The following is a 21,292-nucleotide window of genomic DNA, read 5'->3' on the forward strand; positions in this document are numbered from 1 at the left end:
CGCGGGAATCCCGCCCTACGATGCCGCGTTGTGCCCCCCGTGATCGACCCCCAGCCCACTCCTGGCCCCGCGACGACCACCGAGGTCGCCTCGCCCGTGATCCCGCCCGCGGAGCACGACGGCGTCCGTGACCTGGTCATCATCGGCTCGGGTCCCGCCGGTTACACGGCGGCCGTCTACGCCGCCCGGGCCAACCTGCACCCGCTGGTCTTCGAGGGCTCCCAGTTCGGCGGCGCGCTGATGACCACCACCGAGGTGGAGAACTTCCCCGGCTTCGCCGAGGGCATCCAGGGCCCGCAGCTGATGATGGACATGCGCCAGCAGGCCGAGCGCTTCGGCGCCGAGCTGGTCGCCCGGGACGTCACCGAGGTCGACCTCACCGCCACGCCCAAGGTGGTCAAGGTCGGTGACGAGGTGACCCTCGCGCACGCGGTCATCGTCGCCACCGGCTCCAAGTACCGGTACCTGGGCCTCGACAACGAGCAGCGCCTGCTCGGCCACGGCGTCTCCGCCTGTGCCACCTGTGACGGCTTCTTCTTCCGCGACCAGGACATCGTCGTGGTCGGTGGCGGCGACTCCGCGATGGAGGAGGCGACCTTCCTCACCCGCTTCGCCAAGACGGTGACCGTCGTCCACCGCCGCGAGGAGCTGCGCGCCTCGAAGATCATGCAGAAGCGCGCGCAGGACAACGAGAAGATCCGCTGGGCGCTGGGCAAGCAGGTCACCGACGTGCTCGGCGACCAGACCGTCTCCGGCGTGCAGCTGACCGACGTCGCCACCGGCAGCACCGAGGAGCTCCCGGTCAGCGGCGTGTTCGTGGCCATCGGCCACGACCCGCGCAGCGAGATGTTCGCCGGGCAGCTCAAGCTCGACGACGAGGGTTACGTGCAGGTGGAGCACCCCAGCACCCGCACCAACATCGACGGCGTCTTCGCCTGCGGTGACGTCGTGGACCACATCTACCGGCAGGCGATCACCTCGGCCGGCACCGGCGCCGCCGCGGCCATCGACGCCGAGCGCTGGCTGGCCGAGACCTTCGACGAGCGCTGACGAAGGACCCCCTCGCCCCCCGCCCCTCGCAGGCTCGCGGCGGGATCCTGCGAGGGGCCGTTCCAGCACGTCACCACCCTGGGCATACCGCACCCCCTCCGCGGGTTACTCCCCGCGGAGGCCGACAGACCTCGACCGCGACAGAGGAGAACGACCATGGCAGGCAACACCGTGACGGTGACCGACGCGACCTTCGCCAACGAGGTGCTGGGCAGCGACAAGCCCGTCCTCGTCGACTTCTGGGCCGAGTGGTGCGGGCCGTGCAAGATGGTCGCCCCGGTGCTCGAGGAGATCGCCAAGGAGCACGGCGAGAAGCTGACGATCGCCAAGCTCAACATCGACGAGAACCCGCAGATCGCCCGCGACTACCAGGTCATGTCGATCCCGACGATGACCGTGTTCCAGGGCGGCAAGCCGGTCAAGAGCATCATCGGCGCCAAGCCGAAGGGCGCGATCCTCTCGGACCTCGCCGACTACATCTGACGGAGGACCCTCCTGCCCCCACCGCGCGCAGGCTCGCGGCGGGCCCCTGCAGGAGGGCCGTTCCAGCGCGTCACCAGGGCCCGCCCGTCCACCAGGACGGGCGGGCCCTCGCCGTCCCAGGGGTGGGGAACCGGCCCCCGGGTGGGCCGGGAGGGGTCGCGGAGGCGACAATCGTGGGCACGATGGGTAGCGAGAGCGACATGCAGCCGCTGGGTCCGGGCAGCCACGGAGCCGCCGTCGCAGACGTACAGGCCGCACTGCGCAGCCTGGGTCTGCTCCAGCCCACCGGGGGCGCCGGGTCCTCCGACGGCGTCTACGACGAGGCGACCGCGCTCGCCGTCCGCCACTTCCAGCAGGTCCGCGGGCTGTCGGTGGACGGCCGGGTCGGCGAGGAGACCTACCGGGCGCTGTCGGAGGCGCGCTGGTCGCTGGGCGACCGGCTGCTGCACCACGACCCCGTCCGGCCGGTGCGCGGCGACGACGTCACCAACCTGCAGGAGCGGCTGCTCGAGCTGGGCTACGACGCCGGCCGCGCCGACGGCATCTTCGGTCGCGAGACCGAGTCCGGCCTGCAGGCCTTCCAGCGCGACTACGGGCTGACCGCCGACGGCACCTGCGGGCCCGCGACGCTGCGGGCGCTGCGCCAGCTGGGCCGCAAGGTGACCGGCGGCCGCCCCCAGCTGCTGCGGCAGAGCGCCGAGTTCGTCGAGAGCGGGCCGCACCTGATCGGCCGGCGCATCGTCGTCGACCCCGGCCACGGCGGCGAGGACACCGGCTTCGCCGCCGGTGAGACCACCGAGGCCGACCTCGTGCTGGACCTCGCCAGCCGGATCGAGGGCCGGCTGGCCGCGGCCGGCGCCACCGTCTACCTCACCCGCGGCCGCGACCAGAACCCGACGCCGGCCGAGCGCACCGCGTTCGCCAACGACGCCCGCGCCGACCTGTTCGTCTCCCTGCACATGGACGCCTACGACTCCCCGCACGCGCGCGGGGTGGCCAGCTTCTACTACGGCACCGGCTCGGGGACGTCGTCGACGGTGGGGGAGCGCTTCGCCGACCTGGCCCGCCGCGAGGTGGTGGCCCGCACCGGCATGCTCGACCTCGGCGGGCACCCCAAGACCTGGGACCTGCTGCGGATGACCCGGATGCCCGCCGTCCGGCTCGACGTCGGGTACCTGTCGCACCCGGTCGACCGGCTGCTGCTGCTCGACGCCCGGCTCCGCGGCACCGTGGCCTCGGCCGTGCTGGCCGCCGTCCAGCGGCTGTTCCTGCCCGCGGAGGCCGACCCGCCCACCGGCACGTTCGTCCTGCCCCAGAGGGTCTGATCGAGAGGTGTGACGGCTGGGGCGCCTGGCGCCCCAGGTGTGACGGGTCCGTCTCACCCGCCGTGTCGGCCGGGTGCTCCCGGCCGCCTCCCTACACTCGGTCCGTGGCCTCTCTCCCGCCGTCGCACGGCCAGCCGCACCGCACGCCGCCGCAGCAGCACGGGCACGTGGTGCCCCGCCACCCGCGGCTGGACCCGCTGGCCGACCGGTACGCAGCCCGCACGCACGGCATGAAGAGCTCGGAGATCCGGGCACTCTTCTCCGTCGTCAGCCGGCCCGAGGTGGTCTCGCTGGCCGGCGGCATGCCCGCCGTCACCGCGCTGCCGCTGGACGCCGTCGGCTCGATGATCGGCGAGCTGGTCAGCGGGATGGGCGCGCAGACCCTGCAGTACGGCTCCGGCCAGGGCGACCCGCGGCTGCGCGAGCGCATCTGCGACGTCATGGCGCTCGAGGGCATCACCGACGCCTCGCCCAGCGAGGTCGTGGTGACCGTCGGCTCGCAGCAGGCCCTGGACCTCGTGACCCGCGTCTTCTGCGACCCGGGCGACGTCATCCTCGCCGAAGGCCCCTCCTACGTCGGCGCGCTCGGGGTCTTCCAGGCCGCCGAGGCCCGCGTGAAGCACGTCGCCATGGACGACGACGGGCTGGTCCCGGAGGCGCTGGAGCAGGCGCTGCTCGAGTGCCGCGCCAACGGCGACCGGGTCAAGTTCCTCTACACGGTGCCCAACTTCCACAACCCGGCCGGCGTGACGCTGTCGGAGCCGCGCCGCCAGGCGATCGTCGACATCGCCGACCGCTACGACCTGCTGGTCATCGAGGACAACCCCTACGGCCTGCTCGGCTTCGACCACGAGCCGATGCGCGCGCTGCGGGCCCGCAACGCGCAGCGGGTCATCTACCTCGGCTCGTTCTCCAAGACCTTCTCCCCGGGCCTGCGGGTGGGCTGGGTGCTCGCGCCGCTCGCCGTCCGCGAGAAGCTGGTGCTGGCCACCGAGGCGCAGGTGCTGTGCCCGCCCTCGCTCACCCAGTACGCCGTCGCCCGGTACCTGGACACCCAGCCCTGGCGGGAGCAGATCAAGCTGTTCACCGAGCTCTACCGTGAGCGGCGGGACGCCACCCTGGAGTCGCTCGACGCGCTGATGCCCCCGGGCACCACCTGGACCCGTCCCGACGGCGGCTTCTACGTGTGGCTGAAGCTCCCCCACGGCCTGGACGCCAAGCTCATGCAGCCGCGGGCGGTGGGCGCGCACGTCGCCTACGTCCCGGGCATCGGCTTCTACGCCGACGGGTCGGGCCGCGAGTACATGCGGCTGTCCTACTGCTACCCCGAGCCGGACCAGATCCGGGAGGGCGTGCGCCGGCTGGCCCGGGTCATCGAGGCCGAGCTGGACCTGCACTCCACCTTCGACGCCGTCGACACCGGCACCTTCCGCGCCGTCGGCCGGCCCGGGACCGACACCGCCGAGACCATCGTCGGCCCCGCCAGCAGCGACCGGATCGAGGACTGACGTGACCGAACCCGTGACCGACCCGGCCGCACCGGCCGCCCCCGACGTGGAGGAGACCCCGCTGCGCGCCGTCGTCCTGGCCGGTGGCCTGACCTTCGAGCGCGAGGTCAGCCTGTCCTCGGGCACCCAGGTGGTGGAGGAGCTGGCCCGCGTCGGTGTCGACGCCGAGCTGCGCGACGCCGACGCCGAGCTGCTGCCCGGCCTGGCCGCCTCCCCCGCCGACGCGGTGTTCATCGCCCTGCACGGCGCCACCGGCGAGGACGGCGCCCTGCGCGCAGTCCTCGACCTGGCCGGCGTCCCCTACGTCGGCTCCCCGGCCGCGGCCTGCCGGCTCGCCTGGGACAAGCCCGCGGCCAAGTCGGTCGTGCGCACGGCGGGGGTGACGACGCCGGACTGGGTGGCGCTGCCGCACAGCACGTTCCGCGAGCTCGGCGCCGGCGCCGTCCTCGACCTCATCGTCGCCCGGCTCGGGCTGCCGCTCATGGTCAAGCCGGCCTCGGGCGGCTCGGCGCTGGGCGCGCAGAAGGTCACCCGCGTCGAGGACCTGCCCGCGGCGATGGTCAGCTGCTTCGCCTACGGCGACACCGTGCTCGTCGAGCGGTTCGTCGACGGCGTGGAGCTGGCCCTGTCGGTGGTCGACCTGGGGGAGGGGCCGCAGGCGCTGCCAGCGGTGGAGATCGCCCCGGAGTCCGGCGTCTTCGACTACACCGCCCGCTACACGCCCGGGCTCACCGAGTACCACGCGCCGGCCCGCGTCTCCGACGACGTCGCGGCCCACGCGGCCGACGTCGCGGTGCGGGTGCACCGGGCACTGGGCCTCGCGGACCTGTCCCGCACCGACGCGATCGTCTCGCCCGACGGCGAGGTGCACTTCCTCGAGGTGAACGTCTCCCCGGGGCTGACCGAGACGTCGATGTTCCCCATGGCGGTCGAGGCCGCCGGGCACGACCTGGGCGAGGTCCTCTCGCAGCTGCTCACCCGCCGGGCCCAGAGCCCCCGCTGAGCGAGGACCGCCCTGCAGGAAGGCCGGGTTCCGTCCGTGACGGAACCCGGCCTTCTCGCTGATCAGGCGCCTTCCGGCTCCTCGCGGCGGCCGGTCAGGTCCGGCGCCATCTGGCCGATGATGCGCTGCAGGTCGTCGACCGAGCCGAACTCGACGACGATGCGGCCCTTGGCCCGGCCGATCTGGATCTTCACCTTGGTCTCGAAGACGTCGGACAGCCGGCCGGCGAGGTCCTCCACGCCCGGCGCGCTGATCCGGCGGGCGCGGCGGCGGGAGGCCGGCTGCTCGGCCACGGCGAGCGCGACCGCCTCCTCGGTGGCCCGCACCGACAGCCCCTCGGCGACGATCCGGGCGGCCAGGGCCTCCTGCGCCTCGGCGTCGTCGAGCCCGAGCAGCGCCCGCGCGTGCCCGGCGGAGATGACGCCGGCGGCGACCCGGGTCTGCACCTTCACCGGCAGCTTGAGCAGCCGGATGGTGTTGGTGACCTGCGAGCGGCTGCGGCCGATCCGCTGCGCCAGTTCCTCGTGGGTGGCGCCGAACTCCTCCAGCAGCTGCTGGTAGGCCGCCGCCTCCTCCAGCGGGTTGAGCTGGACGCGGTGGATGTTCTCCAGCAGGGCGTCGCGGAGGAGGGCGTCGTCCTCGGTGTCCCGGACGATGGCCGGCACCGTCTCCAGCTCGGCCGCGCGCGCGGCCCGCAGCCGGCGCTCGCCCATGATGAGCTCGTAGGGCGCGCCGCCGTCGCCGTCGGTGCGCTCGCGCACGACGATCGGCTGCAGCAGGCCGAACTCGCGCACCGAGTGGGTGAGCTCCTCGAGCGCCTCGTCGTCGAAGACCTGCCGCGGCTGGCGGGGGTTGGGGAGGACGTCGCTGACGGCGACCTCGCGCAGCTGCGCGCCGGGGACGCCGACCGCCGCCTCGGCCTGCGCGGCCACCGTGGCCGCCGCCTGCGCCGCCGGCGGCAGCAGGGTGACCGGTGCCGGCGCCCCACCCGTCCCGGGCGTCCCGGCCGTCTCGGGGGCGGCGGGGACCGGGCCGTCGGTCTCGGGCAGCGTCGGCTGCTCGACCGGCGGGGCGGTGGGGATCAGCGCCGCGAGACCCCGGCCGAGGCCGCCACGCTTGCTCATCGGGTCTCCTCGTCGACGGAGGCGGGAACGGGCAGGACGGCGGCGTCGGTGCCGGCGAACGCGGGGTCGGCGTGCCGGGCGGCGCCCGGGCGGACGGCAGGCATCGGCGCGGTCGCCGGCGCGGGAGGCGGCGGCGGGGGACCCATCGGCCGGACGTCGATCGGCGCCAGGCCCACGCCGCGCTCGGCGAGCTCGCGGGCGGCCTCGACGTAGCTGGTCGAGCCGCGCGAGCCCGGGTCGTAGGTGAGCACGGACTGGCCGTACCCCGGCGCCTCGGACACCCGGACGTTGCGCGGGATGACCGTCGCCAGCACCAGGTCCCCGAAGTGGCTGCGGACCTCCTCGGCCACCTGGTCGGCGAGCTTGGTCCGGCCGTCGTACATCGTCAGCAGGATGGTGCGGACGGCGATCCCCGGGTTGAGGTGCGCGCGCACCAGCTCGATGTTGTTGAGCAGCTGCCCCAGGCCCTCCAGCGCGTAGTACTCGCACTGGATCGGGATGAGCACCTCGTCGCCGGCCACGAGCGCGTTGAGCGTCAGCAGGCCCAGCGACGGCGGGCAGTCGATGAGCACGTAGTGCGGGCGCTGGTCCTCGGGCAGGCCGTGGATGTAGCCCTCGATCGCGCGGCGCAGCCGGTACTCGCGGGCGACGACGGAGACCAGCTCGATCTCCGCGCCGGCCAGGTCGATCGTCGCCGGGACGCAGCGCAGGTTCGGGCTCGCCGTCGTCGGGTGGACGACGTCGGCCAGCGAGCTGTCCCCGACGAGCGCGTCGTAGATCGACGGCGTCCCCACCGTGTGGTCCACGCCGAGGGCGGTGCTGGTGTTGCCCTGCGGGTCGAGGTCGATGACCAGCGCCCGCAGGCCGTAGAGCGCCAGTGCCACGCCCAGGTTGACCGTCGAGGTGGTCTTCCCGACGCCGCCCTTCTGGTTGGCGACGGTGATGACCCGGATGCGCCCGGGTGCCGGGAACGGTTCCTGGTCGGCGGCGTGCAGCACCCGGGTGGCCCGCAGCGCCTCCATCGCGATGGGACTGTCGAAGTCCCCGCCGGAGTGGGCCGCCGAGTCGGCCGCGAGGCTGCTGCGCAGTCGCTGGCCCGGGTCGGTCATCGCGGGTCCTTCCTGCCGACCCGTTTCACGTGGAACGGGACGGGTACCTGGGCGCGTTCCACGTGGAACGCCGTCGTCGTCCCGCGGGGCCTCACCGTCGGCCCCGCGTCATCACCACCACGGTAGTGGCAGCGTCCCCCAGCCCGGCGCCGACAGCCCGGACGTGGACGTCACGCATGCCCGCGGCCTCCAGCTCGGGGAGGAGGGTGGGCAGTTCCTCCACCGCGCGGGCGCCGACGAGGGCCACCAGCTGGGCGCCGGGCCGCAGCAGACCGCGGCTCCAGCCCACCAGCCGGGGCAGCGCGGCGACCGCCCGGGCGGTGACGACGTCGACCGGGCCGACCGCGGACACCACCGAGCGCTCCTCGGCGCGGCCGCGGACCACCCGCCACGGGGCGCCGAGCTCGGCGACGACCTCCTCGAGGAACTCCACCCGGCGGGCCATCGGCTCCACCAGGGTCATCCGCAGGTCCGGCCGGGCCAGCGCCAGCGGGATCCCCGGGAGGCCGGCGCCGCTGCCGACGTCGACCACCCGGGCCCCCTCGGGCACCGCCTCGGCGACGGCGGCACTGTTGAGCACGTGCCGCTCCCACAGCCGCGGGACCTCCCGCGGGCCGATCAGCCCGCGGGTGACGCCGTCGGAGGCGAGCCGCGCGACGTAGCGCTCGGCCCCGGGCAGCCCCGCCCCGAACACGGAGGCGGCGACTCCCGGGGCGGGTGGGACGGACGGGACGGGAGTGTCGCTCACCGCTCCGGCAGGACCACGACGCGGCGGTGGGGCTCCTCGCCCTCCGACTCGCTGCGCACTCCGCTGACGCCGGCGATGACGTCGTGGACGACCTTGCGCTCGAACGGGTTCATCGGCGCCAGCCGCTCGGGCTGCCCGCTGCCGGCGACCCGGCGGGCGGCCTCGGCGGCCATGGAGGTGAGGTCCGCGCGCCGCCGGGCCCGGTAGCCGCCGATGTCGAGCATCAGCCGGCTGCGGACGCCGGTCGCCTGGGCGACGGCCAGCCGGGTGAGCTCCTGCAGCGCCTCCAGCACGGAGCCGTCGGAGCCGACGAGGTCGTCGAGGTCGCCGCCGACGATGGCGACCGAGGCCCGGTCGCCCTCGACGTCGAGGTCGATGTCCCCGTCGACGTCGAGGATGTCGAGCAGCCGTTCGAGGTAGTCCCCGGCGACGTCGCCCTCGCGGACGAGCAGGTCGGTGCCGGTGGCGGCGGCGCGGCCGTTCCCCGAGGGGGCGGGCGCGACCTCGTCGGCGGGCTCGAGGACGGCGTCGGTGCTGTCGTCGTCGGCGTCGGGGAGGTCGGGGGTCTCGGCCGGTGCGGTGTGGTTCGGGACGCTCACGGAGGTACCTCCAGTCGGTGCGGGCAGCCGGGGCGGGCCCGGAGGTCGGAGGCCGGAGGGCGCGGGGTCGCTGCTCCTCCCGGCGGGTCCGCGGCGAACGGCGTCGGGGACGCCGTCGCCGCGGACCCGGGTCTAGCGGCGCTTGCGCTTGCCGCCGGTGCCGGCGGGCCGGCCGTGCGGGCCGCGGTTGGCGGGCCGGGAGGAGCGGTTCCCGCCGCCGGAGGCGCTGCCGCCCGCGGCGGTCGCCCCGCTGCCCGTGCCGGACGTACCGGAGCCGTTGCTCCCGGCGGCATGACTCCCGGCGGCATTACTCCCGGCGGCATTGCTCCCGGCGGTGTTCGCGCCGGTGCCCGGAGCGCCGGCACCGTTCCCGCCGGCGGGGGTGCCGTCCGCCGCGGTGCCGTCGGCACCGCCCTTGGTCAGCTCGACGCCGGCGCCCGCGGGCCGGCCGCCCTTGCCGCGCACCGGCTTGGCGCCGGGCTTGGGAGCGAGCGTCTTCGGGTCGATCGCGGGCTTCTCGGCCGCGGCCTTCGCCTTGGCGGCGGGGCTGCCGGGCGGGGGCATCTTGCGCAGGATGAAGAACTGCTGGCCCAGGGTCCACAGGTTGTTCGTCATCCAGTACAGGAGGACGCCGATGGGGAAGAAGAAGCCGGTGACGAAGAGGCTGATCGGCATGCCGTAGAGCAGCAGCTTCTGCACCATCGCGGCCTGGCCCTCGACCGGGCCGGAGCGCTTCATGATCTGCTTCTGCGTGACGTAGGTGGTCACGCACATGACCACCATGAGGATCAGCGCGACCGTGCGGATGCCGCCCTGGGTGACGCCGGGCAGCGCCAGGACGGCCTCGGCCTTGGGCCCCGACATGGTGAACGACGCGGAGATGGGCGCGATCCCGAACAGCTTCGCCGTGGCCGCCTGCTGGGTGAGGTCGTAGCTCCAGCTGTAGAGGCCCTGGGCGCCGGGCTGCAGGCGGCGCAGCACGTGGAACAGCGCGAGGAAGACCGGGATCTGCGGGAGGATCGGCAGACAGCCGGCCAGCGGGTTGACCCCGCGCTCCTTCTGCAGCGCCATCATCGCCTGGCTGAAGCCCTGGCGGTCCGCGCCGTACTGCTTGCGCAGCTTCTGGATCTCCGGCTGGATCTCCTGCATCGCCCGCTGGCTCTTGATCTGCTTGACGAACAGCGGGAAGAGGATGAGCCGGACGGTGACGACCAGGAACACGATCGACAGCGCCCAGGTGAGGCCGGCGGCCGGGTCGAGGAACGTGGAGAACACCGAGTGCCACGTCTTCATGACGAAGGCGATGGCGGTGTAGAGCCAGTCAAGCAACGGAGGACTCCTCCTGCGGGGCCCGGCGGGACGCCGGCGGGGTCTCGGGGGCGGGGCGACGGGCACCGTCGGCGGCGGGCACGCCGGCGGCGGGCGCCGCGGGTGCCGCTGTCATCGACGTGCGGCCGTCGCCGCCGGTTCCGGGGCTCACCCGGCCCGCGCGCGGAGCGGGGACCGGGTCGTAGCCGCCGGGGTGCCACGGTGCGCACTTGAGCAGCCGCCGCAGCGCCAGCCACGACCCGCGGGCGGCGCCGTGGACGGCGACCGCCTCGGCGGCGTAGGCGCTGCAGGTGGGCGCGAAGCGGCAGCGCGGGGGCAGCGCGGGGCTGATGGCGCGGGAGTAGAAGCCGACGGCGGCCAGCAGCGCGCGCGCCACGGGCCCGGGACGCCGGGACACGGGGGCGCTCACGAGGACCGCGTCCGCTCGCCCGCCGGCCGGGGCCGCTCGGCGAGCACCCGGTCCAGGCCGGCGGCCAGGTCGCGGCGCAGCTGCGCGGAGGTCGCCGTCGCGGCGTCGGGACGGGCCCGGACGACCAGGTCGGCGCCGGCGGGCAGCCGGCCGAGCTCCTCGCGCACGGCGGCGCGCAGCTGCCGGGTCACGCGGTGCCGGACCACGGAGTTGCCGACCGCCTTGCCGACCACGAACCCGGCGCGGGGCCCGGCGGGCGTCCCGTCCCGGGGCACACCGAGACCCCCGGCCGTGCGGGCCGGGGGTCGGACGGGGAGGTAGTGGAGCACCATGGTCGGCCGACCGGCACGCCGGCCCGACCGGACGACCGCGGTGAACTCCGGACGCCGGCGCAGGCGGGCCTGCGCGGGCAGCACCTCAGGCGGAGAGCTTCTCGCGACCCTTGCGGCGGCGGCCGGCGAGGATCGCGCGGCCTGCGCGGGTGCGCATCCGCAGCCGGAAGCCGTGGGTCTTGGACCGGCGGCGGTTGTTCGGCTGGAAGGTGCGCTTGCTCACGGGTACTCCTACGGCAGGACATCGGTGGTGCGGCCGGCCGGTGGGCAGGCGCGCGGCGGGGCTCCGGGAGAGGCGGCGGGGCCACTCCGCGGGACCCCGCGAGGCTGGCGCTGTGGGCCCCGGTCCCGGCGGCCCGGGACACGGCCGGCGCCGGGGACCGGCGGACGACCGCGTCCGCGCACCGGTGCCGGTCCACAGACTCCGACCAGCATAACCGAGGACGGCGGCGCCCGAGGACGCCGTTCCCGCGGTCCCGGTCACGCGACCCCCGCCGGACGGCGACCCGCCAGGCTGCACCCTCCGGGCGGACGGTCGGTGTCGGCACGCCGACCGCCCGGGGACGACACGCCGAACGACACGCGCACCGGCCGTCCCAGGCGTTCCCGGACGTCGTTGCCGGGCTGTGGACGGGGCTGTTAGCGTCGCCGTCGCTCCGGTCCGGGCAGACCGCCCGGCACGGGGGCCGACCACCCGGTCGACCTGACCGCAGTCCGTCTCGAGCCGTATCACGACCTCCCTCCCGACCAGCGACGACGCCGCTGCGACCTGACGTCCACAGGTCGACACGGCGCCTTGTCGCCGGTCGTGCACAGCCTGTGGACACTCGTGTGGAACCCGGGTGTCCCGGATGTCCACTTCCCGGGCAGCCGCGGCACCGGGGACGCCGGCTCCCGGGGACGCCGGAGGTCGGACAGCGGGGACGAACTGCAAGGGGAGGACACGGTCATGGCCGATGCCGCGGTGGACCTGGCGGAGGTCTGGGACTCGGTCCGCGAGCGGCTGGCCACCAGCCTGACCCGGCAGCAGAACGCGATGCTCAACCTGACCCGGCCGGTCGGCCTGGTCGGCGGCACCGCCGTGCTCGCCGCGCCCAACGAGTTCACCCAGACCGTGCTCGAGTCGCGGATGCGCCGGGTGCTGGCCGAGGCGCTGTCCGAGCAGCTCGGCCGGGACATCGGCGTCGCCATCCAGCTCGAGGACGCCCCCGCCTCGGCACCGGCGCCCGAGGAGCAGCCGACCCGCCGGCCGTGGACCCCGGTCGACACCGGCCCCACCGACGAGGACCGCGAGCGGGCCGACGACGGCCGCAGCGCCTTCGGGGTGCGCAGCGACGCGCGTCCGCTCGACCGCGGCGGCTTCGAGCCCTCGCCGTTCGAGCCGGGCCCCTACGAGCCCTCGCCGTTCGACCCGGCGTCCTACGACCCGGCCCCGTACGAGGCCGGCCCCTTCGAGCCCTACGACGCCGGCCGTCCCGACGCGGCCCGCCGGGACACCGCGCGCCGCGAGGCGTCGTCCCCCGCCGACGCGCCGGCGCCGCCCGGTGACGGCGTGGGGGAGTGGGGCGGCTCGGACTGGAGCCCCGCGAGCCGCGGGCGCACCGGCCGCCGCCGCGGCCCGCGCGTCGGGGAGGGCGCCGAGGTGCTGCCCTTCGACCTCGGCGACGCCGCGCCCGACGGCGCCGACGAGCCCGCGCCCCAGCGCGGCGGGTCCCCCGGCCGCACCTCCGGCACCGCGGTGCCGCTGTTCGGTGACCGCCGTCCGCCGGCCGGCCTGGACCCGGGGCTGAACCCCAAGTACGTCTTCGACAGCTTCGTCATCGGCAACAGCAACCGGTTCGCCCACGCCGCGGCGGTCGCCGTCGCCGAGGCGCCGGCCCGGGCCTACAACCCGCTGTTCGTCTACGGCGACTCCGGGCTGGGCAAGACGCACCTGCTGCACGCCATCGGGCACTACGCGGCGCGGATGTTCCCCAACGTGCGGGTGCGCTACGTCAGCACCGAGGAGTTCACCAACGAGTTCATCAACCTGGTGCACTCCGGCCGGGCCGAGGACTTCCGCCGCCGCTACCGGGACATCGACTTCCTGCTCATCGACGACATCCAGTTCCTGGAGCGCGCCGAGCGGACGCAGGAGGAGTTCTTCCACACCTTCAACACGCTCCACAACGCGAGCAAGCAGATCGTCATCACCTCCGACCGGGCGCCGAAGAAGCTGACGACGCTCGAGGACCGGCTGCGGACCCGCTTCGAGTGGGGCCTCATCACCGACGTCCAGGCGCCGGACCTGGAGACCCGCATCGCGATCCTGCGGAAGAAGGCCTACGGCGAGCGGCTGCAGGTGCCCGACCCGGTGCTGGAGTTCATCGCCAGCAAGGTGCAGACCAACATCCGCGAGCTCGAGGGCGCGCTCATCCGCGTCACCGCGTTCGCCAGCCTCAACAAGCAGCAGGTGGACCTGCCGCTGGCCGAGCTGGTGCTCAAGGACCTCATCAGCGACGAGCAGGGCCCGCAGATCACCGCGGCGATCATCATGGCCGCGACCGCGGAGTACTTCTCCGTGACGATGGAGGAGCTGCAGGGCTCCAACCGCAGCCGCACGCTGGTCAACGCCCGCCAGATCGCCATGTACCTGTGCCGGGAGCTCACCGAGCTGTCCCTGCCGCGGATCGGGGCGTCCTTCGGCGGCAAGGACCACACCACGGTCATGCACGCGGTCAAGAAGATCACCAACCTGATGAGCGAGCGCCGGGCGACCTACACCCAGGTCACCGAGCTGACCGCCCGCATCAAGAGCCGCGCCCGCCAGTAGCCCCGGCGGCCCGCCGGGCGGCCCCTCGGCGGCCGTCCTCCGCCCGGACGGTGGAGACGCCGGGCCGGCTGTCCACAACCGGGGGACACCGGCGGGGACCGGTCGTCGCCCGTCGTCCCGCGGCTGCCGGGCGGTCACCGGCTCCCGTGGTGTCGACATCCCGACGAGTTGTCCCCAGGGATGTGCACACCCTGGGGAGATCGTGATCCCGGCGTGACCGGACCGCCCGGGGAGCCGTGGCACCGGGTGTCGTCCCCAGGTGGTTCCCCAGTGTGTGCATCCAGCGACGTTCCGCCGTGGTGAGCTGCGCGTTCACGCCGCCGGCGGCCCGTCGTCCCCACCTCCGACCGTCGCCGGCCGGCGCGGCCGCCGGGGGCCTGGGCACGGACTGGGGACAGGACGTGGGTGCAGCGGGGACGGGGCGTGGAGAGACGGCGGTGCCTGTGCACCGCCGTCGAGATGTCCACGTGTCGACAACAACGACACGTGAGTTCCCCACAGCGAGCCAACATGTCGACAATGGCGCTGACCTGCGGGAAGGGCCTCGATCCCCAGCTTCCACACCGGTGATGACGGAGATGAGGGAGATAGATCGAGGTTTTCTCGAACCCCAGTAGGGGTGGGGACGCTGCGGCCCGGAGGGGCTCCGGGGCCGCAGCGGAACAGCAGCAGGGAGCAGGGCCGGCCACCTGATCGGGTCCCGGGTTCCCCCATCCACACCCCGACGGGCACGATGAACGACGCAACAGACACCGAGCCCCGTTCCCGGTCCGCACGGACGCCGGGGACCGGGGTGCGCAGACGACAGCAGTGGGCCGTGCAGAGCTGGGGTGGGTCGGTCATGGAGTTCCGGGTGACACGCGAGGTGCTCGCGGATGCCGTCGCGTGGACGGCACGCAGCCTCCCGCCGCGGCCGTCGGTGCCGGTCCTCGCCGGCATCCTGCTCGAGGTCGACGGCAGCCAGCTGTCGGTCTCCGGCTTCGACTACGAGGTCTCCGCGCGCGCGGAGGTCGACGTGCAGGCGGGGGAGAGCGGCCGCGTGCTGGTGCCCGGCCGGTTGCTCGCCGAGATCACCCGCGCGCTGCCGCCGCAGCCGGTCGACGTCCGCGCCGAGGGCCCGCGGCTGGCGATCACCTGCGGCAACGCGCGGTTCAGCCTGCCCACGCTGCCGGTCGAGGACTACCCGTCGCTGCCGGCGATGCCGTCGTCGGCCGGCGTGGTCGACAGCGACGTGTTCGCCGAGGCGGTCGGCCAGGTCGCCGTCGCCGCCGGCCGCGACGACACGCTGCCCATGCTCACCGGCGTCCGGCTGGAGATCGACGACGACCGGGTGACCCTCGCCGCCACCGACCGCTACCGGCTGGCCGTGCGCGAGTTCGCCTGGCGCCCGGAGACCCCGGGCACCTCGGCCGCGGTGCTGGTCCCGGCGCGCACGCTCGCCGACGCCGCCCGGACGCTGACCAGCGGCCCCGAGATCGTGATCTCGCTGTCCTCCAGCGGGTCGGGCGAGGGCATCCTGGGCCTGTCGGGCAAGGACCGGCAGACCACGACCCGGCTGCTGGACGCCGAGTTCGTCAAGTACCGCGCGATCATGCCGAGCGAGTCCGCCGCGCACGCCACGCTGCCGGTCGTGCAGTTCACCGACGCCGCCAAGCGCGTCGCGCTGGTCGCCGAGCGCGGCACCCCGCTGCGCTGCGAGTTCACCCCGGGCCAGGTCACGCTGCGCGCCGGCGGCAGCGACGACGAGGGCCAGGCCGAGGAGCGCTGCGACGTCGAGTTCGAGGGCGACCCGCTGACCATCGGCTTCAACCCGACGTTCCTGCTCGACGGGCTGGCCGCGGTGCACACCGGCCGGGCGCGGATGGACTTCACCAGCCCGCTCAAGCCCGCGGTGCTCTCCGGCGTCGAGGACCCGGCGACCGACGACGAGGACGGCGGCGAGCGCCCGGTGGAGCGTCCCGGCAGCTACCGCTACCTGATCATGCCGGTGCGTCTGCCGGGCTGACGTCGGCGGACGAGGTGTCCCGGGCAGCCGGGGAGGGCACCGCACACCGCGGGCACCCGCACCGTCGCGTGCGCCCGTGCCATGACGACCGCGAGGGAAGGACTGAGCCGTGCAGCTGGGGCTGATCGGGTTGGGCAAGATGGGCGGCAACATGGCCGAGCGGCTGCGCCGCGCCGGTCACGAGGTGGTCGGCTTCGACCACCACCCGGACAAGCGCGACGTCGACAGCCTCGAGGCGCTCGTCGGCGCGCTGTCGGCGCCGCGCGTGGTGTGGGTGATGGTCCCGGCCGGCGAGCCGACCCGGGAGACGGTGCGCCAGCTCGGTGAGCTGCTCGAGCCGGGCGACGTCGTCGTCGACGGCGGGAACTCCCGGTTCACCGACGACAAGGTGCACGCCGAGATGCTCGGCGAGAAGGGCGTCGGCTACGTCGACGTCGGCGTCTCCGGCGGCGTCTGGGGCCTGGAGAACGGCTACGCGCTGATGGTCGGCGGGTCGAAGGACGACGTCGCCAAGGTGCAGCCGGTGTTCGACGCGCTGAAGCCGCCGTCGCCGACCGACGCGTCGGGGGAGGAGATCCCGGGCGCGGGCTTCGTGCACGCCGGCCCGGTGGGGGCGGGCCACTACGCGAAGATGGTCCACAACGGCATCGAGTACGCGCTGATGCAGGCCTACGGCGAGGGCTACGAGCTGCTGGCCGCCGTCGACCTGATCGAGGACGTGCCGGGCGTCGTCGCCAGCTGGACCCAGGGCACCGTCATCCGCTCGTGGCTGCTGGACCTGCTGGTCCGCGCGCTGCAGGAGGACCCGCAGCTGGAGAAGATCAGCGGCTACGCCGAGGACTCCGGGGAGGGCCGGTGGACGGTGCAGGAGGCCATCGACCACGCCGTCCCCATGCCCACGATCGCGGCGTCGCTGTTCGCCCGGTTCGTCTCGCGGCAGGACGACTCGCCCACGATGAAGGCGGTCGCCGCGCTGCGCCAGCAGTTCGGCGGGCACGCGGTGCACGCCGTCAAGGCGCAGGAGGTCGAGCGCCCCGCATGAGGAAGGACCCCCCTGCCCCCCACCACTCGCAGGCTCGCGGCGGGGCCCTGCAGGGGGGCCGTTCCAGCACCTCACCAGCGGGCGTGCGCTGAGGTGTACGTCCGGCACCTCCAGCTGGTCGACTTCCGCAGCTGGGAGAAGGTCGACCTGGCGCTGCGGCCCGGCCCGACGGTGTTCGTCGGCCGCAACGGCGAGGGCAAGACCAACCTCGTCGAGGCGGTCGGCTACCTCGCGACCATGAGCAGCCACCGGGTGTCCGCCGACGCGCCGCTGGTGCGCCACGGCGCGGGGCAGGCCGTGGTCCGGGCGGCGCTGCGCCGGGAGGACCGCGAGCTGCTCGTCGAGGTGGAGGTCAACCCGGGCCGGGCCAACCGGGTCCGGGTGAACCGGGCCGCGCTGCCGCGCCCGCGCGAGCTCCTCGGGCTGGTGAAGAGCGTGCTGTTCGCCCCCGAGGACCTCGCGCTGGTGCGCGGCGACCCGGCCGAGCGACGCCGGTTCCTCGACGACCTGCTGGTCAGCCGCACGCCGCGGCTGGCCGGGGTGCGCAGCGACTACGAGCGGGTGCTCAAGCAGCGCAACGCCCTGCTCAAGACCGCGCGGATGGCCCGCGGCGACGCCCTGGCCACCCTCGACGTCTGGGACACCCACCTCGTCGAGCTCGGCGGGCAGCTGTTGGCCGCCCGCCTGGCGCTGGTCGCCGACCTCGCGCCCCACGTGGCCCGCGCCTACGCCACCGTGGCCGGCGCGGGCGCCGCGGCCGCGGGCCTGGGCTACGCGAGCACCGTCCCGCTGGCCGGCGACGGCGCCCCGCTGCCCCCCGGGACCGCGACGCCGTCGGCGGCCGAGCTGTCGGGGGCGCTGCGCGAGCGGGTCGCCGAGCGGCGCCGCGACGAGGTGGACCGCGGGATGACGCTGGTCGGCCCGCACCGCGACGACCTCGTCCTGCACCTGGGCCCCGCCCCGGCCAAGGGCTTCGCCAGCCACGGCGAGTCCTGGTCGCTGGCGCTCGCGCTCAAGCTGGGCTGCTTCGGCCTGCTGCGCGCCGACGGGGAGGAGCCGATCCTGGTGCTCGACGACGTCTTCGCCACGCTGGACGCCGGCCGCCGGGCGGCGCTGGCCGAGGTCGCCCGCGGGGCCGAGCAGACGCTCATCACGGCCGCCGTCCTCGACGACGTGCCCGACGAGCTCCGCGGCGCCCGGGTCGAGGTGGGCGAGGGGACGGCGACGCTGGTCGAGGCGGCCGCCGGCGGCGAGGAGGTCCACGGTGGCTGACGAGCGGCCGGCCCGGCCCAGCGACATCGCCCGCGCCGCGCTGGAGGCGGCCCGCGCGGCGTCGGCGGCCCGCCCGGCGCCCACCCGCCGCCGGGTGGCCGGCCCGCGGCGGCGGTGGACCGGCCCGCGCCCCGGCGACGACGACCCGCAGCCGCTCGCCCGGCTGGTCGACTCGCTCGTCAGCACCCAGGACTGGTCGGAGCAGACCCGGGTCGGCGCGGTGTTCGGCCGCTGGTCGGCGCTGGTCGGCCCCGACATCGCCTCCCACTGCCGCCCGGAGACGCTGACCGAGGGCGAGCTGCTCGTCGTCGCGGAGTCCACCGCCTGGGCCACCCAGCTGCGGCTGCTCGCGCCGACGATCCTCGCCAGGCTGCGCGCCCAGGTCGGCGGGGACGTGGTGACCCGGCTGCGCGTTGTCGGTCCGACGGCCCCCAGCTGGAAGAAGGGCCCGCGGTCGGTCCGCGGGCGGGGGCCCCGCGACACGTACGGATGAGGACGGTGCCCCGATGAGCAGCCCGCACGACGACAGGCCCCGCGACGACGACCCGCGCGACCGGGACGGCTGGCAGGAGCCGGCCCACCTCGGCGAGGGCGGGACGGGCGACGGTGACCGGGAGCCGGAGCCGGCCCGCCCCGGGCCGGTCGTCTCCTGGGCCCCGCCCGCCTCGCGGCAGCGCACGCCCGGCGTCGTCGAGCAGGTGTTCCGCTACCAGGGCGACACCGTCGGGGCGCAGGGGTGGGCGCTGCAGCACGGCTGGGAGATCTCCGACGGGACCGCGCCCCAGGACGCCGTCCTCGCCGAACTGGTGGCCACCGCCCCGGTCCGTGCCACCAAGGACCACCGGCCGGCGGGGGTGATGCGGGGGCGCGCCGGGACCCTCGAGCTGGTCGCCTTCGACGTCGTCTTCACCGACAAGCGGTACACCGTGCCCGAGTGGGCGGTCACCGCGGCGCCGGTGCTGCTCCCGCTGCCCGGCCTGCGGCTGTCCCCGGCCCGGTTCTGGCGGCACCGCACCGGCGGCCTGCTGCACGTGCCCAGCGGCGACGAGGCCTTCGACGCCCGCTGGGTGCTGCTCACCGCCGAGGACGGCGAGGCGGTCCGCCGCCTGGTCGGCGACCACACCGTGCGCGGGCTGCTGATGGGCTCCGACGACGGCGACGAGTTCTGGTCGGCCGCCGGCCACCTCGCCGCCGTCCGCCCGGACGGGCAGCGGCCCGAGCTGATCGAGCACCACGCCCGCCTGCTGGGCGCGATGGTCTCCGCCCTGGCCGGCGTCTCCTGAGCGACGCCGAGGCCGCCGTGGGCCCCGCGGCCGCACCGACGGCGGGGCTGCGGGACCTGCTGCCCCTGCTCCGCCCGCACCGGCGGCCGCTGCTGCTGGCCGCCGGGCTGTCGCTGGTCGGCGCGGCCGCGGCACTGGCCCAGCCCGCGCTCACCGGCCGCGTGATCGCCGCCGTCGGCGCCGGCCGGCCGCTGCTGCCCGCCGTCGCCGCGCTGGTCCTGGTCCTGGTCGCGGGGGCGGTGCTCGACGCGGGGCAGTCGTACCTGCTGCAGCGCACCGGTGAGGGCGTCGTCCTCACCACCCGCCGCACCGTGGCCGACCGGCTGCTGCGGCTGCCCGTCGCCGAGTACGACCGGCGCCGCACCGGCGACCTCATGTCCCGGGTGGGCGCCGACACCACCCTGCTGCGCGCCACCGTCACCTCCGGCGTCGTGGAGGTGGCGGGGTCCGCGGTGGTCGGGGTCGGCGCGCTGGTGGCCATGGCGCTGGTCGACGTCTGGCTGCTGCTGGTCACCCTCGCCGCGGTCGCGATCGGCATGGCGGTGGTCGTGAGCTCCAGCCGGCGGGTGCGCCGGCTCTCGCGCCGGGCGCAGGAGGAGGTCGGCGCGATGACGGCGGCCGTCGAGCGGGCGTTGTCGGCGGTGCGCACCATCCGGGCCAGCGGCGCCACCGCGCGGGAGGTCGACGCGGTGGGGGAGAGCGCGGCGCGGGCCTACCGGGCGGGGGTCTCGGTGGCGCGGGTGCAGGCGCTGGTCGCGCCGGCCGGGTCGATCGCCGTGCAGGGCGCGTTCCTCGCCGTCCTGGGGCTCGGCGGGTACCGGGTGGCCACCGGCTCGATCGCCGTCGCCGACCTGGTCGCGTTCATCCTCTACCTGTTCCTGCTGGTCATGCCGCTGGGCCAGGCGGTCTCGGCGTGGACCCAGCTGCAGACCGGGCTCGGCGCACTGGCCCGCATCCAGGAGGTGCTGGTCCTCGAGCCCGAGCGGGACGCCGTCGCCGAGGTGGGCGGCGCGACGGCCGCCCCGCGCGCGCCGGCTCCCGGCGTCCCGCTGCTCGAGCTCGACGACGTCTCGTTCGCCTATCCCGACGGCACGGAGGTGCTGCGCGGGGTGTCGCTCACCGTGCCGGCCGGGAGCCGGGTGGCGCTGGTCGGGCCGTCGGGCGCGGGCAAGTCCACGGTGCTCGCGCTGGTCGAGGGCTTCTACCCGCTGACCGGCGGGGCGATCCGGTGGGCCGGCACCGACGCCCGCGAGCTGCCGCGGGCGGCGCTGCGCGCGCAGCTGGGCTACGTGGAGCAGGAGGCGCCGGTCCTGGCCGGGACGGTGCGGGAGAACCTGCTGCTGGCCGCACCGCACGCCGGGGACGACGAGCTGTGGGCGGTGCTCGCCGACGTCGGCCTGACCGGCGTGGTGCAGCGCTCGGCCCGCGGGCTGGACGTGCCGGTCGGCGACGAGGGCGTGCTGCTGTCCGGCGGCGAGCGCCAGCGGCTGGCGATCGCGCGCTCGCTGCTGGCCCGCCCGGCGCTGCTGCTGCTCGACGAGCCGACCGCCAGCCTCGACGCCCGCAACGAGAACCTGCTGCGCGAGACGCTGGCCGCCGCGGCCGCCGACCGGGCGCTGCTCGTCGTCGCCCACCGGCTGTCCACCGTGCTCGACAGCGACCAGATCGTCGTCCTCGACGGCGGCCGGGTCGTCGCCCGCGGCACGCACGCCGAGCTGGTGGAGACCAGCCCCCTCTACCGCGAGCTCGCCTCCGCCCAGCTCCTGGTCTGACCACCCGCCGGGTCCCCGGGCTCCGTCTCGGCCCTCACCCGGCGGTGCCCGACCTCACCCGGCAGCGCGAGGCGGGGCGGCGGGAGG

20 protein-coding genes are annotated in these 21,292 nt (G+C 75.3%); 12 read left to right on the forward strand and 8 right to left on the reverse strand.

What is annotated here, in order from left to right:
* The first annotated feature begins 30 nt into the window (after positions 1-30).
* The 5 genes from trxB (at position 31) to ACI798_RS08085 (ending at position 5,369) form a co-directional block, all read left to right on the forward strand.
* Entirely contained in the window at positions 31-1,050 is a 1,020-nt protein-coding gene (gene trxB / locus ACI798_RS08065; RefSeq protein WP_457047656.1) for a thioredoxin-disulfide reductase, read from the forward strand.
* A gap of 156 nt (positions 1,051-1,206) precedes the next feature.
* Positions 1,207-1,533: a thioredoxin gene (gene trxA / locus ACI798_RS08070; protein WP_387988625.1), complete on the forward strand. Its 327-nt coding sequence runs from the start codon at positions 1,207-1,209 to the stop codon at positions 1,531-1,533.
* Positions 1,534-1,715: 182 nt separating this feature from the next.
* Entirely contained in the window at positions 1,716-2,858 is a 1,143-nt protein-coding gene (locus ACI798_RS08075) for an N-acetylmuramoyl-L-alanine amidase (RefSeq protein WP_457047657.1), read from the forward strand.
* 104 nt (positions 2,859-2,962) lie between these two features.
* Positions 2,963-4,366, forward strand: a complete 1,404-nt coding sequence (locus ACI798_RS08080) for an aminotransferase-like domain-containing protein (protein WP_457047658.1) — start codon at positions 2,963-2,965, stop codon at positions 4,364-4,366.
* Position 4,367: 1 nt separating this feature from the next.
* Positions 4,368-5,369 carry a D-alanine--D-alanine ligase family protein gene (locus ACI798_RS08085; RefSeq protein ID WP_456940451.1) on the forward strand — a complete coding sequence of 334 codons (1,002 nt, stop codon included), beginning with the start codon at positions 4,368-4,370 and terminating at the stop codon, positions 5,367-5,369.
* A 62-nt stretch (positions 5,370-5,431) separates the two neighbouring features.
* Here ACI798_RS08085 and ACI798_RS08090 read toward each other — a convergent pair whose 3' ends face one another.
* From ACI798_RS08090 to rpmH, 8 genes are all read right to left on the reverse strand, one after another.
* Entirely contained in the window at positions 5,432-6,493 is a 1,062-nt protein-coding gene (locus tag ACI798_RS08090) for a ParB/RepB/Spo0J family partition protein (protein ID WP_457047659.1), read from the reverse strand.
* Entirely contained in the window at positions 6,490-7,602 is a 1,113-nt protein-coding gene (locus tag ACI798_RS08095; protein WP_456940449.1) for a ParA family protein, read from the reverse strand. The genes ACI798_RS08090 and ACI798_RS08095 overlap by 4 nt, the downstream gene beginning before the upstream one ends.
* Positions 7,603-7,693: 91 nt before the next feature.
* Positions 7,694-8,296: a 16S rRNA (guanine(527)-N(7))-methyltransferase RsmG gene (rsmG, locus tag ACI798_RS08100; protein ID WP_456940448.1), complete on the reverse strand. Its 603-nt coding sequence runs from the start codon at positions 8,294-8,296 to the stop codon at positions 7,694-7,696.
* 50 nt (positions 8,297-8,346) lie between these two features.
* Complete coding sequence (locus ACI798_RS08105; RefSeq protein WP_456940447.1) at positions 8,347-8,949, reverse strand: Jag family protein; 603 nt, start codon at positions 8,947-8,949, stop codon at positions 8,347-8,349.
* A 132-nt stretch (positions 8,950-9,081) separates the two neighbouring features.
* The gene (yidC, locus tag ACI798_RS08110) at positions 9,082-10,278 is read right to left on the reverse strand and encodes a membrane protein insertase YidC (protein WP_457047660.1); all 1,197 of its coding nucleotides are present in this window, start codon (positions 10,276-10,278) and stop codon (positions 9,082-9,084) included.
* A complete protein-coding gene (yidD, locus tag ACI798_RS08115; RefSeq protein ID WP_456940445.1) occupies positions 10,271-10,687 on the reverse strand; it encodes a membrane protein insertion efficiency factor YidD in 417 nt (138 codons plus the stop codon). Before yidD ends, yidC begins: the two co-directional genes overlap by 8 nt.
* Complete coding sequence (gene rnpA, locus ACI798_RS08120; protein WP_456940444.1) at positions 10,684-11,103, reverse strand: ribonuclease P protein component; 420 nt, start codon at positions 11,101-11,103, stop codon at positions 10,684-10,686. The genes yidD and rnpA overlap by 4 nt, the downstream gene beginning before the upstream one ends.
* 1 nt (position 11,104) lies before the next feature.
* On the reverse strand, positions 11,105-11,242 hold the full coding sequence (gene rpmH / locus ACI798_RS08125; RefSeq protein WP_040338882.1) for a 50S ribosomal protein L34: 138 nt from the start codon (positions 11,240-11,242) through the stop codon (positions 11,105-11,107).
* A 726-nt stretch (positions 11,243-11,968) separates the two neighbouring features.
* Here rpmH and dnaA point away from each other — a divergent pair.
* The 7 genes from dnaA to ACI798_RS08160 all read left to right on the forward strand — a co-directional run bounded on the left by dnaA (position 11,969) and on the right by ACI798_RS08160 (position 21,205).
* Positions 11,969-13,831: a chromosomal replication initiator protein DnaA gene (gene dnaA, locus ACI798_RS08130; protein WP_456940443.1), complete on the forward strand. Its 1,863-nt coding sequence runs from the start codon at positions 11,969-11,971 to the stop codon at positions 13,829-13,831.
* Positions 13,832-14,648: 817 nt separating this feature from the next.
* Positions 14,649-15,836: a DNA polymerase III subunit beta gene (gene dnaN, locus ACI798_RS08135; RefSeq protein ID WP_456940442.1), complete on the forward strand. Its 1,188-nt coding sequence runs from the start codon at positions 14,649-14,651 to the stop codon at positions 15,834-15,836.
* A 109-nt stretch (positions 15,837-15,945) separates the two neighbouring features.
* On the forward strand, positions 15,946-16,878 hold the full coding sequence (gene gnd, locus ACI798_RS08140; RefSeq protein WP_456940441.1) for a phosphogluconate dehydrogenase (NAD(+)-dependent, decarboxylating): 933 nt from the start codon (positions 15,946-15,948) through the stop codon (positions 16,876-16,878).
* A gap of 93 nt (positions 16,879-16,971) precedes the next feature.
* Complete coding sequence (gene recF / locus ACI798_RS08145; protein ID WP_456940440.1) at positions 16,972-18,150, forward strand: DNA replication/repair protein RecF; 1,179 nt, start codon at positions 16,972-16,974, stop codon at positions 18,148-18,150.
* Complete coding sequence (locus ACI798_RS08150; protein ID WP_456940439.1) at positions 18,143-18,643, forward strand: DUF721 domain-containing protein; 501 nt, start codon at positions 18,143-18,145, stop codon at positions 18,641-18,643. The genes recF and ACI798_RS08150 overlap by 8 nt, the downstream gene beginning before the upstream one ends.
* Positions 18,644-18,656: 13 nt before the next feature.
* Positions 18,657-19,433 carry a hypothetical protein gene (locus tag ACI798_RS08155; RefSeq protein ID WP_456940438.1) on the forward strand — a complete coding sequence of 259 codons (777 nt, stop codon included), beginning with the start codon at positions 18,657-18,659 and terminating at the stop codon, positions 19,431-19,433.
* A gap of 17 nt (positions 19,434-19,450) precedes the next feature.
* The gene (locus tag ACI798_RS08160; protein ID WP_457047661.1) at positions 19,451-21,205 is read left to right on the forward strand and encodes an ABC transporter ATP-binding protein; all 1,755 of its coding nucleotides are present in this window, start codon (positions 19,451-19,453) and stop codon (positions 21,203-21,205) included.
* Positions 21,206-21,292: the final 87 nt, after the last annotated feature.

This window comes from Geodermatophilus sp. SYSU D01045 (assembly GCF_054050295.1).